Consider the following 14,630-nt stretch of genomic DNA (forward strand, 5'->3'; position numbering starts at 1 on the left):
GGCGGCAAGATACCGCCGTTCCGTCAGCATCAGCGTGAGTAGCGGTCGCCCGGCTGCGCGCTGGCATACCAGGCCATTACTTCAGCAGTGCCTTCGGCTCCTTCCTGAGGTGCCCAGTGCTGACAGTCATCTTCTGTCAGTGCCTGATAAAGGCCATGCTTCACTTCAAAAATCACGCCGCCTTCATCCAGAGACAGCACCGCGTGCCAGGTGAAAGCCGGCATTTCCTGTAACAAAACTTCTTCGCCCAGCACGGTGCGATCGGTCACTTCTCCCGCATCATCAAACTGCAGCACCACGAAGCGACCTTTCAGCGGCGTGAGCAGCTCCCAGGTTTGCGGATGGCGGTGCGGGCGGATGTAGGTGCCCGGCTCCATGGCGATAGCCAGACGCTGTACCGGGTCGCTGAGTTCTTCATGCAGCGTGCGGTGCGAACGCAGTCGTGCCACGCTGGCAGCCTGTTCACTCATGTTGCTGATGTCGGAACGGGTAATCTGTTTCATTCGAATCCTTATTATCCGGGTTGCTGTTGACGCCATTTTCAGCACAGCGTAACATGCGCGCACCATTACCCTAAGAGGACATTCGCCTTGGACACACCCAGTAGATACTGGCTCATTGACCTGGACACCAGGTACAACTCCTAAGGCTATCCTCTTCTGCCGATAGCCTTCGTGGTTGTTGGCGACCCGCTTTTGCGTCGCTCTGAGTCAGATCGACCTGAAACGCCCCCCGTTTCCCGTGTTCAAGCGCCAGTCCCACGTTATTGCGATTTGGGAGTACAGCTATGCTGAGCGCATTTAAACTTGATCACAGCCGCCTGACTCGTCTCGAGCTGGAAGAACCCAACGATGAACTGGTCAGTTCGGTCTGGGTGGACCTGATTGAGCCTGAAGAGGGTGAGCGCGATCGCGTACAGATCGAGCTGGGCCAGAGCCTGGCAACCCGTCCTGAACTGGAAGACATTGAGGCATCTGCCCGTTTCTTTGAAGACGAAGATGGCCTGCATATTCACTCCTTTTTCTTCTATGAAGATGCGGACGACCACGCCGGTAACTCCACGGTGGCGTTTACCATTCGTGAAGGGCGTCTCTATACCCTGCGTGAGCGTGAGCTGCCTGCTTTCCGCCTCTATCGTATGCGTGCACGTAACCAGGTGCTGATCGACGGCAACGCCTATGAGCTTCTGCTGGACCTGTTCGAAACCAAAATTGAACAGCTGGCGGATGAAATCGAGAACATCTACAGCGATCTGGAAAAGCTGAGCCGGGTGATCATGGAAGGGCACCAGGGCGATGAGTTTGACGCCGCGCTGTCCACGCTGGCAGAGCTGGAAGATATCGGCTGGAAGGTGCGCCTGTGCCTGATGGATACCCAGCGAGCGCTTAACTTCCTGGTGCGTAAGGCGCGTCTGCCTGCCAACCAGCTTGAGCAGGCGCGGGAAATCCTGCGGGATATCGAATCCCTGTTGCCGCACAACGAGTCGCTGTTCCAGAAGGTGAACTTCCTGATGCAGGCAGCGATGGGCTTTATCAACATCGAGCAGAACCGCATCATCAAAATCTTCTCGGTGGTGTCGGTGGTCTTCCTGCCGCCAACGCTGGTGGCCTCCAGTTACGGCATGAACTTTGAGTTTATGCCGGAGCTGAAGTGGAGCTTTGGTTACCCTGGCGCTATCTGCCTGATGATCCTGGCCGGCCTGGCCCCTTACGCTTATTTTAAGCGGAAGAACTGGCTGTAAGCGGCGAAAAAATTCTGGAAGATGAGAGGGTTGCATGATCTCAGAAAGACATGATGCAATCATCTCAGGGATTATGCCGTTAAGTGTCAGACTGATGCGGCGGCAATCTTCATATTTAGCGTTTCACTGATGGTATCCACAAAAGGTTTAATACTCTCAGCGTTGCGTTTTCCGCCTGGAATATCTATGCGAAAGATATCGGTAATTGAGCCTGGCGTTCCTGTCATCAGCAGAACGCGATCGCAGAGCATGACTGCCTCATGTCTGATACAGCGTCAGCATCATGTTCCATGCCTGGCCTGTAAATGCGGCAAAGATTGCCAGCCCTTCCAGACCCAGAACGCTGTGCGGAAAGAGACCGAGAAAGAAAGCCGTCGTAAAGGTTAAAAAACCGACTAACGGAACAGATTCCATAAAATTAACGAACGGCAGAATCACTCTGCGCATCGCAAGGAATTTCGCCGACAGCATCCCAAAAATAAGCGTAAAATCATTGAGTAAATTAAACCATGGTTAATCGCATTGTGTGCGTAATGTATAGTAAGGCAGTTTTTTATAATCAGGGGACAGATCTGGAAGTGATTCACCGTTAAAATACAAGTGCATCCCTTGCCAACTATAAATAAAAACGCAGAGTAACATGACCAAAATCGGGATAACAATCGCATCATTAATGGTAATTTAATTCCAGATGAAATTATTTTTCACATGCTGCATAAATTAAATCCTCACATATAACGTATTCCGCTTACAGCTCACCCAAAATATCTGGCAATGCGAAAATGCATGCTGTATCCCGTGCAAAAACAGGACATCTATCTTTGGTGCTACCAGACGAATAACATCCGTATCATCCAGCCCCATGTCTGTGGGGCTGGATATCCGGGCTATACGCTGCTGTCATTCAGGGAATAAGGCTGTCTATTTGTGCTTTTGTCGCATTCTGGTAGTTTTTTACCAACTGATTTTTTAGTATTAAAAACAGACGACGCAGATATAATTTGATCATGACGTTAGCCCCCGTAGATTCATATACGGAAGAATCGCAGGTTGATGAGGAATACGTCATGTTTGATGGAGAAGGTAGATATAACAATTTGAAAAGCATAATTCACCTCGACATGTCAGGTATCGATTTAAAGATAATCACACCCTTTGAATGGGTATGGTGAGCTGATTATCTCTATCGACCGTGCGGAGGAGATAATCAGAATTGTGTCGTTATTCTCGACGGAGGCTCATCGTTAAACATAAAAATCCTTAAGTTATATTTAGCTATAGACGGGCAAACAATATCAGATCAAAATTAAACAAAACATACACTATTGGTATATTGACAGTCTGTTCTGACCCTGACCCGAAAGTCTGCCCCATTCAGAAACAGACTTCCGTCATGATCAACTCTCCTCAGGCTAACCTAACCTCGCGACGCCGCATCGTCCACAGAGCATCAAAGATAAACAGCGCCAGCGCGGCCCAGATAAAGCTGAAGGTGACGGCCTTGTCCTGCGTCAGCTGTTCGCCGTAGAACACCACTGCCAGCAGGAACATCAGCGTCGGACCAAGGTACTGAAAGAAGCCTACGGTGGAGAGCCGCAGCCGTGTGCAGGCCGCGGTGAACAGCATCAGCGGAATGGTGGTTACGATACCGGCCGCCACCAGTAACAGATTCAGCGACAACGGGTTTTGTGTCAGATGGCTGGTACTGCTGTCGGCGATACCGAACAGATAAATAGCGGCTACCGGCAGCAGCCAGCTGGTCTCGATCAGCATACCGGTTTGCGCATCCACGCCGATTTTCTTACGCAGCAGACCGTAGAAAGAGAAGGTCACCGCCAGCCCCAGCGCGATGATCGGCACCGAGCCAAATTTCCACAGCTGTACCAGCACGCCGCAGGCTGCCAGCAGTACGGCCAGCCACTGCAACCGGCGGAAGCGCTCACCGAGAAACACCATCCCGACCAGCACGTTAAACAGCGGATTGATAAAGTAGCCGAGGCTGGCTTCCAGCATATGGTGATTATTTACAGCCCAGATAAAAATCAACCAGTTACAGCAAATTACCGTGGCGGACACCGCCAGCAGCAGCACCTTTTTCGGCTGCTGCAGGGTGAGCTTAACCTTCGGCCAGTTGCGGGTAACGCCAACCAGAATCAGCATAAAGAAGAATGACCAGATCACCCGGTGTGTCATGATCTCCCCGGCATCCACCTGCTGGATTAACTTGAAATAGGCCGGTGCGATGCCCCAGATAAAATAGGCACCCAGGGCAAAGAATATCCCCTGTCGTGTTTGTTGCGCGTCCATACAGACAGACTCCTTCAGAGCAGATTTTAAGTTCAGAAAACGCAGAACCGTACATGACGGGCAGCTAGCCCGTCAGATAAGTTGCGGTGGCGCTGGCAATATAGACGCCAGCATCATTATGCAATTCAACGCGGGCCACGGAGACTTTATTCCCGCCGCGCAGCAGGCTGCTGGTGGCAATAAAGCGTTCGCCCCGTCCCGGGCGCAGATAGTCCACGCGCAGGTCAATGGTGCCCATACGCGAAAGCCGCTGGCGCAGCTCTTCCTCGGTGATGCTTTCCTGGCGGGTCAGGGCACTGCTGACGCAAACCAGCCCGGCCGCCACGTCCAGTACGGAGGCAATCACCCCGCCGTGCAGAATCTTTTGCGCGACGTTACCGACCAACTGCTGCTGATTGGCAAAGCTCAGTTCGGCGTAATCAGGCTCCAGCCGATCCAGCCGCAGGCCAAGGGCGCGGTTAAACGGCATGTCATCAACAAAAATCTCACCGATCAGGCGGCGAGCGGCGTCCTGACTGAGGGGAACAGCAGACATTTTTCGAAAATCCTTTGCGGAAAACACAGCGAAATACTTTAGCAGACCAGCGGTTTAAAATTGTTTCATATCGCGTTGGAAAGAGGAAAAAATCGTTTTCCCGGTTGCCAGCCAGAGGAGATGAACTAAGGTCGATAGGGTTGCCTCAGTTTGCCATGAACAACCCGTGGATCGAAAAAATGCGAAAAATTTATCTTCTTTGCGCGGCATTGCTGATTTCGCCCGCGCCATTACTGGCCCAGGGCGCGCTTGGCGCCAACTTCAATGAACACTTTGAAGATGTTGATTATCCACATCTTAAACGAGCGAATGCAGAGTGGATCCGCTTGTTTCTGCCGATGCCGCGAATCAGCCCGCGGGGCGGAGCCAATGGTACTCTCAGCACCATCCTCGAAGCGGGAGCGAAAGGCTATAAAACCATTCTGACGCTCAAATGGCTCTTCCCGAATCGCGACTTTCCTCAGCCCGGTAGCGCTGATTTTCAGCAGCAGCTTGCCCGGCTGGATCAGGTTCTGCCGCAGGTGATGGGGAAGGTCGATATTCTGGTGATCGGCAATGAACCCTATATTGAAAGCCGTCCGCAGGATCGCAACGCAGACCTCAACACGTTTTATGAGGGGATGGCGGCAAAAGTGATTGCCTACCGAAAAGCCCACTGCAGCAGAGAGTGTAAAACGCACTTATATATGGGGGCGCTCAACCGACTCGATTTGCCGAAAAACCGCACGCCGTCTACGGCACGCTGGATGGCGTTTGTCAAAGCCACGCCGGATATTGAGGGCGTTGATATCCATCCGCATGTGCCTTCACTGGAGGCCTCGCGTCCCTTCCTCGACTATATTTTGCCGCGCATGCGCCCCGACCAGACGTTTCTGGTGACGGAGTTCTCACTGGTGACCTGGTGGCGGCAAAATATGCATAAGCCGATCTCCGCAGCTTATGCCGCCAAGTACAATCTGCCGCGAAACCGGTTGAACTGGCAGGTTATCAGGGCGGCAACCCTGCATCCTTTCCCCCGTCAGCGCTGGGATAATTTCCTGGCGCTCAGTCCCTGGTTCGAAAGCCGTCAACATTACCTGCGTAATCAGATGAAGATTTTCCGTGATACCGGGCGGCTGGCCGTTGCTACCTATGGTTTTGAACAGAATGTTCAGATGACCAGAAACTTTGGTCCTGACAAAATTCCCTGGCTGCTCAACAGTGTGTATCTCTCGTATACCGTGCAGCCGGATACTGGCGGCGGCACAGCGGTAAATCCAGCATGGTTCAATGATTTCCGGGCATTACAGAACAAATGAGAGGGCCGAAAGAATAGCGGCGATCGCTTTAGAAAATCATCGCTAATCCCGGCCACTATTTGTGTGTAGAATGGCATGCTTTTTACCCACTTATTTCGTTTTTGCTCTGGAGAATACTATGCAGATGCTGAAAGGAGTGCTCACTGCAGCACTCCTGTTTCCCTCGTTAGTTCTGGCACAAGAAGCCACGGTCACAGAGGTTCATGACCAGCCGTCCGTCCGTGGCAGTATCATTGCTAACCTGTTGGAAAAGCATGACAACCCGTTCGTCCTTTATCCATATGAAAGCAACTACGTTATCTATACCGATACCAGCAATATTAATAAAGAGGCGATACAGACCTACAACTGGTCAAACAAAGCCAAGCATGATGAAGTGAAATTCCAGCTGAGCCTGGCTTTCCCACTGTGGCGCGGCATTCTGGGCGACAACTCGGTGCTGGCGGCATCGTATACTCAGGACTCCTGGTGGCAGTTGTCTAACCGCGGCGGATCTTCACCGTTCCGTGAAACCGACTATCAGCCACAGATTTTCCTGGGTTGGGCAACGGACTACAACTTTGCTGGCTGGACGCTGCGCGATGTGGAAATGGGTCTGAATCACCAGTCTAATGGCCGCTCAGAGCCGACGTCCCGCAGCTGGAACCGTGTCTATGCCCGTTTGATGGCGCAGAACGGTAACTGGCTGGTGGAGGCAAAACCCTGGTACCGCATCCCAGAAAGTGAAAATAATGATGATAACCCGGATATCACCAGGTACATGGGGTATTATCGCCTGACTGTGGGCTATCAGCTGGGTGCCAGCGTCTTCAGCCTGCAGAGCAACTACAACTGGAACAGCGGCTACGGCGGCGCTCAGTTAGGCTGGAGCTATCCGGTCAGCGAACACGTTCGCTTCTACACGCAAGTCTTTAGTGGCTATGGTGAATCCCTGATTGACTATAACCACCGTCAAACCCGGGTTGGTGTCGGCGTGATGCTGAACGACCTGTTTTAATGCTCTCCGGGCGGGCTGAAGCTCTCAGTGCGCCCACCATCAGATTTGGGGAATACGTGTCTACGGCTGCAGTGATTGATCAGGAAGCGCTGGCGGAGCAGGTTTTACAGGATACCTTCGGCTACCAGCAATTCCGTCCGGGTCAGCAAACCATTATTCAGGCCTCGCTGAAAGGGCGTGACTGCCTGGTGGTCATGCCGACCGGCGGCGGCAAATCGCTTTGCTACCAGATCCCGGCGCTGGTTCGGGAAGGGCTGACGCTGGTGGTGTCGCCGCTGATTTCTCTGATGAAAGATCAGGTGGATCAGCTGCTGGCTAACGGCGTGGCGGCGGCCTGCCTGAACTCCACCCAGACGCGGGAAGAGCAGCAGGAAGTGCTGGCTGGTTGCCGTACCGGTCGGGTTAAGCTGCTTTACATCGCCCCTGAGCGGCTGATGATGGACAACTTCCTCGACAACCTGCTGCACTGGAACCCGGCGATGCTGGCGGTGGATGAAGCCCACTGTATCTCTCAGTGGGGCCATGATTTCCGTCCTGAATACGGCGCGCTCGGGCAGCTGCGTCAGCGGTTACCTGAGGTGCCGGTGATGGCGCTGACCGCCACCGCAGATGAAACGACCCGTAACGACATTGTGCGCCTGCTGCAGCTGAACGATCCGCTGATCCAGGTCAGCAGCTTCGACCGCCCCAATATCCGCTATACGCTGGTGGAGAAGTTCAAGCCGACCGAGCAGCTAATCCGTTACGTACAGGACCAGCGCGGCAAGTGCGGCATCATTTATTGCAACAGTCGGGCTAAGGTGGAAGACACCGCTGCCCGTTTGCAAAGCCGGGGTCTCAGCGTTGGGGCCTATCACGCCGGGATGGATAACGCGCACCGTGCTCAGGTGCAGGAAGCTTTCCAGCGTGATGATTTGCAAATCGTGGTGGCTACGGTGGCATTTGGTATGGGCATCAATAAACCGAACGTTCGCTTCGTGGTGCACTTCGACATTCCTCGCAATATCGAATCCTACTATCAGGAAACCGGCCGCGCAGGGCGTGATGGTCTGCCAGCTGAAGCGCTGATGCTTTACGATCCGGCGGACATGGCGTGGTTGCGTCGCTGTCTGGATGAGAAAGCGCCCGGGCCGCTGCAGGATATTGAACGCCACAAGCTGAATGCGATGGGGGCTTTCGCCGAGGCGCAAACCTGCCGTCGTCTGGTGCTGCTGAACTACTTCGGCGAAGGCCGTCAGCAGCCCTGTGATAACTGTGATATCTGCCTCGATCCGCCACGTCGCTATGATGGCCTGGTAGAGGCGCAGAAAGCGCTGTCAAGCATCTACCGCGTCGGTCAGCGCTTCGGGATGGGCTACATCGTGGAGATCCTGCGCGGAGCCAACAACCAGCGCATCCGTGATATGCAGCATGACAAGCTGCCAGTGTATGGCATCGGCCGCGAGCAGAGTCATGAGCACTGGGTCAGCGTACTGCGTCAGTTGATCCACCTCGGCCTGGTGACGCAAAATATCGCCATGCATTCGGCCCTGCAGCTGACGGAAGCCGCCCGCCCGGTACTGCGCGGAGAATCCCCGTTGATGCTGGCCGTGCCGCGCCTGGTCAGCATCAAGCCGCGCAGCAACAACCAAAAATCTTTCGGCGGCAATTACGACCGTAAGCTGTTTGCCAAGCTGCGCAAACTGCGTAAAGCCATTGCCGATGAAGAAAACATTCCGCCTTATGTGGTATTCAACGACGCCACGCTGATTGAGATGGCCGAGCAGATGCCGCTGACGGCTTCTGAAATGCTCAGCGTTAACGGTATCGGCCAGCGCAAGCTGGAACGTTTCGGAAAACCATTTATGGTGATGATCCGCGAGCACGTTGACGGCGAAGAGTAGTTCCCCCGTATTTAAGGAAGAGAAAATGCTGATGTTGTTTCTGACCGTTGCGCTGGTGCACCTTGTGGCTCTGATGAGCCCGGGTCCGGACTTCTTCTTTGTGTCGCAAACGGCGGCAAGCCGCTCGCGTAAAGAGGCGATGCTGGGCGTGCTGGGGATCACCATGGGGATTGTCATCTGGGCAGGCGTGGCGCTGATGGGCCTGAATCTGATCCTGCAAAAGATGGCATGGCTGCACCAGATCATCATGGTGGCGGGAGGATTATATCTGTTGTGGATGGGCTGGCAGATGCTGCGCTCAGCACGTCAGCAGCATAAGAATCCTCTGCCACCGCAGGAGAAAGCAGTAGAACTGTCGCGCAATGGACGCAGCCTGATGAGAGGCTTCCTGACCAATCTGGCGAACCCGAAGGCCGTTATATACTTTGGCAGCGTGTTCTCTCTGTTTGTCGGTGATGATGTGGGATCGGGTGCGCGCTGGGGCCTGTTTCTGCTGATTATCGCTGAGACCTTTGCGTGGTTCACTCTGGTCGCCAGCATCTTTGCGCTGCCAGCGATGCGCCGTGGCTATCAGCGAGCGGCGAAGTGGATTGATGGCGTTGCCGGGGCGCTGTTTGCCGGATTCGGCATTCACCTGATCCTGTCACGCTAAGAGTTCAGGCCGGGATAACCCGGCCTTTTCATTCAGGCAACGCGCCGGGCAGAAGCCAGCAGCGCGCCTACTGCCATAAACATCCCGCCAAACGTCCGATTGAGCAGCTTCATCTGCTTTGGTCCTTTAATCCAGCCCGCAATGCGCGTGGCCAGCGTGGCATAGCCAATCATCACCAGAATATCGACCACCACCGTGGTGGCACCCAGCACCAGATACTGCATCGCCTGCGGCTGATGCGGAATGATGAACTGCGGGAACAGCGCGGCCAGGAAGACGATGCTCTTCGGATTGGTCAGGTTTACCAGCACCGCACGTTTGAATAGTCGGCGACGTGGCATAGCCTTTGCCACCGCCTGCAGGTCGATCCCACCGCCGGAACGCCACTGCTGAATGCCCAGCCAGACCAGATAAGCGGCCCCGGCCCATTTCAGAATTTCAAAGGCCAGCACCGACTGGGAAAACAGTGCCCCCAGGCCAATGCCGACCAGCACAATATGCGCCGCCAGCCCGACCTGCAGGCCGGATATGGAAGCCACCGCCCCGCGATAGCCATGGCTGATGCCGGTACTCATGGTGTTGATTGCACCGGAACCGGGTGAAAGACTTAAGATACTGGTGGTTAAAAGATAGGCCAGCCACCATTCGATGGTCATGGGTAACGCTCCCTGAACTCGCAGAAGTATGACACAATACGTCATTGTTGACGGTTGCGCTACGGGAGGACTGCAGGTCATTCCGGGCGATGAGAGCTAAAGAGAGTTAGCCGATGGGTAAGCAGAATAACGGCTGGCCAACGCGAGAAAAAGCGTTCGCGGCATTTGCAACCGGCCCGCTGCTTGATTTCTGGCAGAGCCGGGAAGAGGGTGAGTTCGCCGGAGTCGATAACGTCACGATTCGCTATGTCCGTTTCATCTCGCCGCAACATGACAAAGTTATCCTGCTGTGCCCGGGGCGTATTGAAAGCTATGTGAAATATCCGGAACTGGCCTACGATCTGTTTCATTGCGGCTATGATGTGGTGATTATCGATCATCGCGGACAGGGGCGGTCCGGGCGGCTTCTGCAGGATTCCCACCGTGGGCACGTGGAAGCATTCGATCATTACGTCGACGATCTCGAAACGCTGTATCTGAAAGAGATCGCCAGCCGCCATTATCGTCATCGCTATGCGCTGGCGCACTCGATGGGTGGGGCGATCATGGCGCTGATGATCGCCAGGCAGCCGAAAGCCTTTGATGCCGCGGTGCTGGCTTCGCCGATGTTTGGCATATACCTGCCAATGCCGCAGTGGATGGCAAACCATATTCTGGACTGGGCGGAAAAGCGCCCGACCTTCCGCGATGGTTATGCGATAGGGACCGGAAAATGGCGGCCGCGTCCGTTTGGCATTAATCAACTGACCCACAGCCACGAGCGTTACCGGCGCAACCTACGTTTTTACGCGGACGATCCGGGATTGCGGGTTGGCGGCCCCACCTACCATTGGGTGCGGGAAGGGATGCTGGCAGGACAAAGTATTATCAGTAAAGCAAAAGACATTTCCACACCGCTGCTGCTGTTGCAGGCAGGCAGCGACAAGGTGGTTGATAACCGGGCCCAGGATCTTTTCTGCCAGGCTATGACCGCCGCGGGGCAGCCCTGTGAAGGGGGTAAACCGCAGGTTATCAACGGTGCGCGTCATGAGATCTTATTTGAAAAAGACAGCATGCGTGCCGAAGCGCTGGAGGCCATCGTGGCATTTTTTGCCCGGCATTCCTGATTTTGCACCACTCAGATGTGGATTCCATTAGCGGGGGGAGCAACAGGCACCCCGATAACAGATTAACCAGAGGTTTTATGTACCCTATCGTTGCTTCCGATCTTGATGGCACCCTGTTGTCTCCGGATCACCGTTTATCTCCTTTTGCCCGCGAAACGCTACAGTTGCTGACCCGCAAAGGGGTGAGTTTTATTTTTGCTACTGGTCGCCATCATATCGATGTGGCGCAGATGCGTGACAGCCTGGGAATTGATGCCTTTATGATCACCTCAAACGGCGCGCGCGTGCACAACACCGCCGGAGAGCTGATTTTCAGCCATAACCTGGATGAAGACATCGCTCTTGAGCTGTTTGCCATGCACCACAGCAACCCGGATATCTTCACCAATATTTACCGTGATGAAGAGTGGTTCCTTAATCGCCATCGCCCTGAAGAGATGGACTTTTTCCGTGAGTCCGACTTCAACTATCAGATCTATCAGCCAGGCTCACTGCCGACGGACGGTATCAGCAAGGTGTTCTTCACCTGCGGCGATCCGGACAAGCTGGTCCCGCTGGAAGAGGCGCTGATTGCCCGCTGGGGCGACAGGGTTAACGTTAGCTTCTCGCTGCCGACCTGTCTGGAAGTGATGGCGGGTGGTGTCTCTAAAGGTCATGCGCTGGATGCGGTCTCGCAAATACTGGGCTACAGCCTGAAAGATTGCATCTCCTTTGGCGACGGCATGAACGATAAAGAGATGCTGAGCATGGCCGGAAAGGGCTGCATTATGAGCAACTCTCATCAGCGTCTGAAGGATTTACTGCCGGCGCTGGAAGTGATTGGCAGCAACGCGGATAACGCGGTGCCGAATTATCTGCGTAAGCTGTACAACGTTTGATCTGTGCGGTTCCCGCCCCTGATAGCTCAGGGGCGGAAGCCGGTCAGCGCTGCAGGAAGTGCAGGGCTTTGTCCGGGAAGTCGGTAAACAACCCGTCCACCCCGGCCTGATGGTAAAGCACCTCATAGAGCTGATCGACATTATCAACCCAGTCAGGTAACTGGTCGGCGCGCACCGTGTAAGGATGTACCACCAGACCGCTCTGATGGGCTTCCTTTACCATATTAGTCAGGCTGATATGGCCTTTCTTGGTACCTTCTGCCACCAGCATGTGATAATCCGGCCCGATACCGTCAACGTACTGTGACAGGGTTTTCATCGCGCCAGGTTTGAACATCCAGTCGTAGCTGTAGTTCACCCACTTACCGTTTTTCTGTTCCTGGGTTTCATCCCATTTAGTCTCGGCGATCAGCTGCACCATTTTCAGGTTCATGCCGCGCTGCGGCTCCAGCTCCGTTTTAATGCGCTTCACCTCGTTGTAGTCGAAGCACTGCAGGTAAACATTGTCGCTTTTGCTGGTGTAACCGTACTGCTTCAGCACGTCGAGCACTTTTGCCGAGATATCCTTGCCCTCCCGGCGGTGGAACCACGGTGCTTTGATTTCGGTATAGATGCCGATGTTTTTACCGGTGGAGTGGTTCAGGCCCTGAATAAATTCGATCTCTTCCGCAAAGGTATGCACGCGAAAATCAGATTTGCCCATCGGGAAGCGGTCCGGGAAGGTCTGCACTTTCTGACCATTCTTCACCGTAAAGCCTTCGGTAAATTTCAGGCCTTTAATCTCGGCGAGGGTAAAGTCGATGGCGTAGTAACGGCCATCCTTGCGTGCACGGTCAGGATAGCGATCGGCGACGTCAGTCACACGGTCCAGGTAGTGGTCATGCAGCACCACCAACTGGTCGTCTTTGGTCATCACCAGATCCTGCTCAAGAAAGTCCGCTCCCTGAGCGTAAGCCATCGCTTTTGCCGGCAGAGTATGCTCCGGCAGATAGCCGCTGGCGCCACGATGGGCAATTACAATCTTCTCTTCTCCGGCGGCCATTGCGCACAGTGAAGAAGCCATTATCAGGGTTGCTATCAGCGTTTTAAGCATCATTTTTCTCCGCCAGCTGTTGCTTGTGTTGGTTCTCACTGATCATGGTCATAATCAGCAGAACGACTGCCAGCACGCTGCCGCCAATCATCACCATAAACCCGCCATCCCAGCCGAAGAAATCGACGGTGTAGCCGACAATGGCGCTGGCGGCGACAGAGCCACCGAGATAACCGAACAGTCCAGTGAAGCCTGCGGCCGTACCTGCGGCTTTTTTCGGTGCCAGTTCCAGAGCATGTAAACCGATTAACATGACAGGACCATAAATCAGGAAGCCAATCACGATCATGCAGGCCATATCCACACCGGGATTGCCCGCCGGGTTCATCCAGTAGATAACCGTCGCGATGGTCACCAGGATCATAAAGAACACGCCGGTTGCACCACGATTGCCACGGAACACTTTGTCCGACATCCAGCCGCACAGTAGCGTGCCGGGAATACCCGCGTACTCATACAGGAAGTAAGCCCAGGAGGATTTATCCAGCGTAAAGTGCTTCACTTCTTTCAGATAGGTTGGGGACCAGTCGAGGATGCCGTAACGCAGCAGGTAAACGAACACGTTGGCCAGGGCGATATACCACAGCAGTTTATTCGGCAGGATGTACTGCATAAAGATCTGCTTCGCCGTCAGTTCCTCTTCATGTTTCTCATCGTAGTCCGGCGGATAGTCATTTTTGTACTCTTCAATCGGCGGCAGGCCACAGGATTGCGGCGTATCGCGCATCAGGGCAAAAGCGATAATCGCCACCAGGATGGCACCAAATGCGGGCATATACAGCGCGGCTTTCCAGTCGTTAAACCAGGCCATTCCCAGCAGGAACAGCAGCGGCGGAAGCCCCCCGCCAACGTTATGAGCACAGTTCCACACCGAGACGATACGACCGCGCTCTTTCTGCGACCACCAGTGGACCATAGTCCTGCCGCAGGGTGGCCAGCCCATGCCCTGGAACCAGCCGCACAGGAACAGCAGCACAAACATCACCATAATGCTGGAAGTGGCCCAGGGAACGAACCCCATAAACAGCATCACCGCCGCGGCAAGGATCAGCCCGGCAGGCAGGAAAACGCGGGGATTAGAGCGGTCTGAGACGGAGCCCATAATGAACTTGGAAAAACCATAGGCGATGGAAATTCCCGACAGGGCGAAGCCGAGGTCGCCGCGTGAAAATCCCTGCTCAACCAGATACGGCATCGCCAGCGCAAAGTTTTTGCGCACCAGATAGTAAGCGGCATAACCGAAAAATATCCCCAGAAAAATTTGCCAGCGTAGTTTGCGGTAGAGCGGATCTACCTTAGCGGCATCAACCCGATGTTGATGTGCTGCTGGCTTAAAAATACTTAACATGGTGGCCTCCAATGGCGCAGTTTATTCTCTTTATTCACGCCTGCTGGCGCGTTATGGAAACTTAATGCTCGTTATCGCAGAACGATATGTTCCATTTCGCGCAGAGGATAAGGGTAAACGGCGTTCAGGAGTGTGA

At 54.2% G+C, this 14,630-nt stretch carries 16 protein-coding genes; 8 read left to right on the forward strand and 8 right to left on the reverse strand.

The window, feature by feature from the left end; translation table 11 throughout:
* Positions 1–29: 29 nt before the first annotated feature.
* Positions 30–503: a WbuC family cupin fold metalloprotein gene (locus GSQ70_RS07505; RefSeq protein WP_158781972.1), complete on the reverse strand. Its 474-nt coding sequence runs from the start codon at positions 501–503 to the stop codon at positions 30–32.
* Positions 504–590: 87 nt separating this feature from the next.
* Here GSQ70_RS07505 and ysgD point away from each other — a divergent pair, with 87 nt between their 5' ends.
* Positions 591–647 carry a YsgD/CorL family protein gene (gene ysgD / locus GSQ70_RS26355; protein ID WP_369699783.1) on the forward strand — a complete coding sequence of 19 codons (57 nt, stop codon included), beginning with the start codon at positions 591–593 and terminating at the stop codon, positions 645–647.
* Between the two features lie 140 nt (positions 648–787).
* The gene (corA, locus tag GSQ70_RS07510) at positions 788–1,741 is read left to right on the forward strand and encodes a magnesium/cobalt transporter CorA (RefSeq protein WP_158781973.1); all 954 of its coding nucleotides are present in this window, start codon (positions 788–790) and stop codon (positions 1,739–1,741) included.
* A gap of 86 nt (positions 1,742–1,827) precedes the next feature.
* On the opposite strand, the gene GSQ70_RS07515 is transcribed toward corA, so the two are convergent.
* The 4 genes from GSQ70_RS07515 to GSQ70_RS07530 all read right to left on the reverse strand — a co-directional run bounded on the left by GSQ70_RS07515 (position 1,828) and on the right by GSQ70_RS07530 (position 4,583).
* On the reverse strand, positions 1,828–1,992 hold the full coding sequence (locus GSQ70_RS07515) for a hypothetical protein (RefSeq protein WP_158781974.1): 165 nt from the start codon (positions 1,990–1,992) through the stop codon (positions 1,828–1,830).
* 7 nt (positions 1,993–1,999) lie between these two features.
* Complete coding sequence (locus GSQ70_RS07520; RefSeq protein ID WP_199257234.1) at positions 2,000–2,188, reverse strand: hypothetical protein; 189 nt, start codon at positions 2,186–2,188, stop codon at positions 2,000–2,002.
* 960 nt (positions 2,189–3,148) lie between these two features.
* Positions 3,149–4,048, reverse strand: coding sequence for an EamA family transporter RarD (gene rarD / locus GSQ70_RS07525; RefSeq protein ID WP_158781975.1), 900 nt, complete (start codon positions 4,046–4,048; stop codon positions 3,149–3,151).
* Positions 4,049–4,112: 64 nt separating this feature from the next.
* A complete protein-coding gene (locus GSQ70_RS07530; protein ID WP_158781976.1) occupies positions 4,113–4,583 on the reverse strand; it encodes a thioesterase family protein in 471 nt (156 codons plus the stop codon).
* 179 nt (positions 4,584–4,762) lie between these two features.
* On the opposite strand from GSQ70_RS07530, the gene GSQ70_RS07535 reads away from it, so the two are divergent.
* The 4 genes from GSQ70_RS07535 to rhtC all read left to right on the forward strand — a co-directional run bounded on the left by GSQ70_RS07535 (position 4,763) and on the right by rhtC (position 9,413).
* Positions 4,763–5,881 carry a hypothetical protein gene (locus GSQ70_RS07535; protein WP_199257235.1) on the forward strand — a complete coding sequence of 373 codons (1,119 nt, stop codon included), beginning with the start codon at positions 4,763–4,765 and terminating at the stop codon, positions 5,879–5,881.
* Between the two features lie 118 nt (positions 5,882–5,999).
* Positions 6,000–6,878 carry a phospholipase A gene (gene pldA, locus GSQ70_RS07540; RefSeq protein ID WP_158781977.1) on the forward strand — a complete coding sequence of 293 codons (879 nt, stop codon included), beginning with the start codon at positions 6,000–6,002 and terminating at the stop codon, positions 6,876–6,878.
* Positions 6,879–6,934: 56 nt separating this feature from the next.
* Positions 6,935–8,761 carry an ATP-dependent DNA helicase RecQ gene (recQ, locus tag GSQ70_RS07545; protein ID WP_158781978.1) on the forward strand — a complete coding sequence of 609 codons (1,827 nt, stop codon included), beginning with the start codon at positions 6,935–6,937 and terminating at the stop codon, positions 8,759–8,761.
* Between the two features lie 25 nt (positions 8,762–8,786).
* Positions 8,787–9,413: a threonine export protein RhtC gene (gene rhtC, locus GSQ70_RS07550; RefSeq protein ID WP_158781979.1), complete on the forward strand. Its 627-nt coding sequence runs from the start codon at positions 8,787–8,789 to the stop codon at positions 9,411–9,413.
* A gap of 32 nt (positions 9,414–9,445) precedes the next feature.
* Here rhtC and rhtB read toward each other — a convergent pair whose 3' ends face one another.
* Complete coding sequence (rhtB, locus tag GSQ70_RS07555; protein WP_158781980.1) at positions 9,446–10,069, reverse strand: homoserine/homoserine lactone efflux protein; 624 nt, start codon at positions 10,067–10,069, stop codon at positions 9,446–9,448.
* A gap of 113 nt (positions 10,070–10,182) precedes the next feature.
* On the opposite strand from rhtB, the gene pldB reads away from it, so the two are divergent.
* Both pldB and yigL read left to right on the forward strand, forming a co-directional pair.
* The gene (gene pldB / locus GSQ70_RS07560) at positions 10,183–11,175 is read left to right on the forward strand and encodes a lysophospholipase L2 (protein ID WP_158781981.1); all 993 of its coding nucleotides are present in this window, start codon (positions 10,183–10,185) and stop codon (positions 11,173–11,175) included.
* Between the two features lie 77 nt (positions 11,176–11,252).
* Positions 11,253–12,053, forward strand: a complete 801-nt coding sequence (gene yigL / locus GSQ70_RS07565; RefSeq protein WP_158781982.1) for a sugar/pyridoxal phosphate phosphatase YigL — start codon at positions 11,253–11,255, stop codon at positions 12,051–12,053.
* Between the two features lie 43 nt (positions 12,054–12,096).
* Here the strand turns inward: yigL and glpQ are convergent, their stop codons facing one another.
* Together glpQ and glpT are read right to left on the reverse strand one after the other, a co-directional pair.
* The gene (glpQ, locus tag GSQ70_RS07570; protein ID WP_233268546.1) at positions 12,097–13,116 is read right to left on the reverse strand and encodes a glycerophosphodiester phosphodiesterase; all 1,020 of its coding nucleotides are present in this window, start codon (positions 13,114–13,116) and stop codon (positions 12,097–12,099) included.
* Between the two features lie 22 nt (positions 13,117–13,138).
* Complete coding sequence (gene glpT, locus GSQ70_RS07575) at positions 13,139–14,494, reverse strand: glycerol-3-phosphate transporter (RefSeq protein ID WP_158781984.1); 1,356 nt, start codon at positions 14,492–14,494, stop codon at positions 13,139–13,141.
* Positions 14,495–14,630: the final 136 nt, after the last annotated feature.

The sequence above is a fragment of the Pantoea sp. BAV 3049 genome (assembly GCF_009765445.1).
GTDB lineage: Bacteria > Pseudomonadota > Gammaproteobacteria > Enterobacterales > Enterobacteriaceae > Erwinia.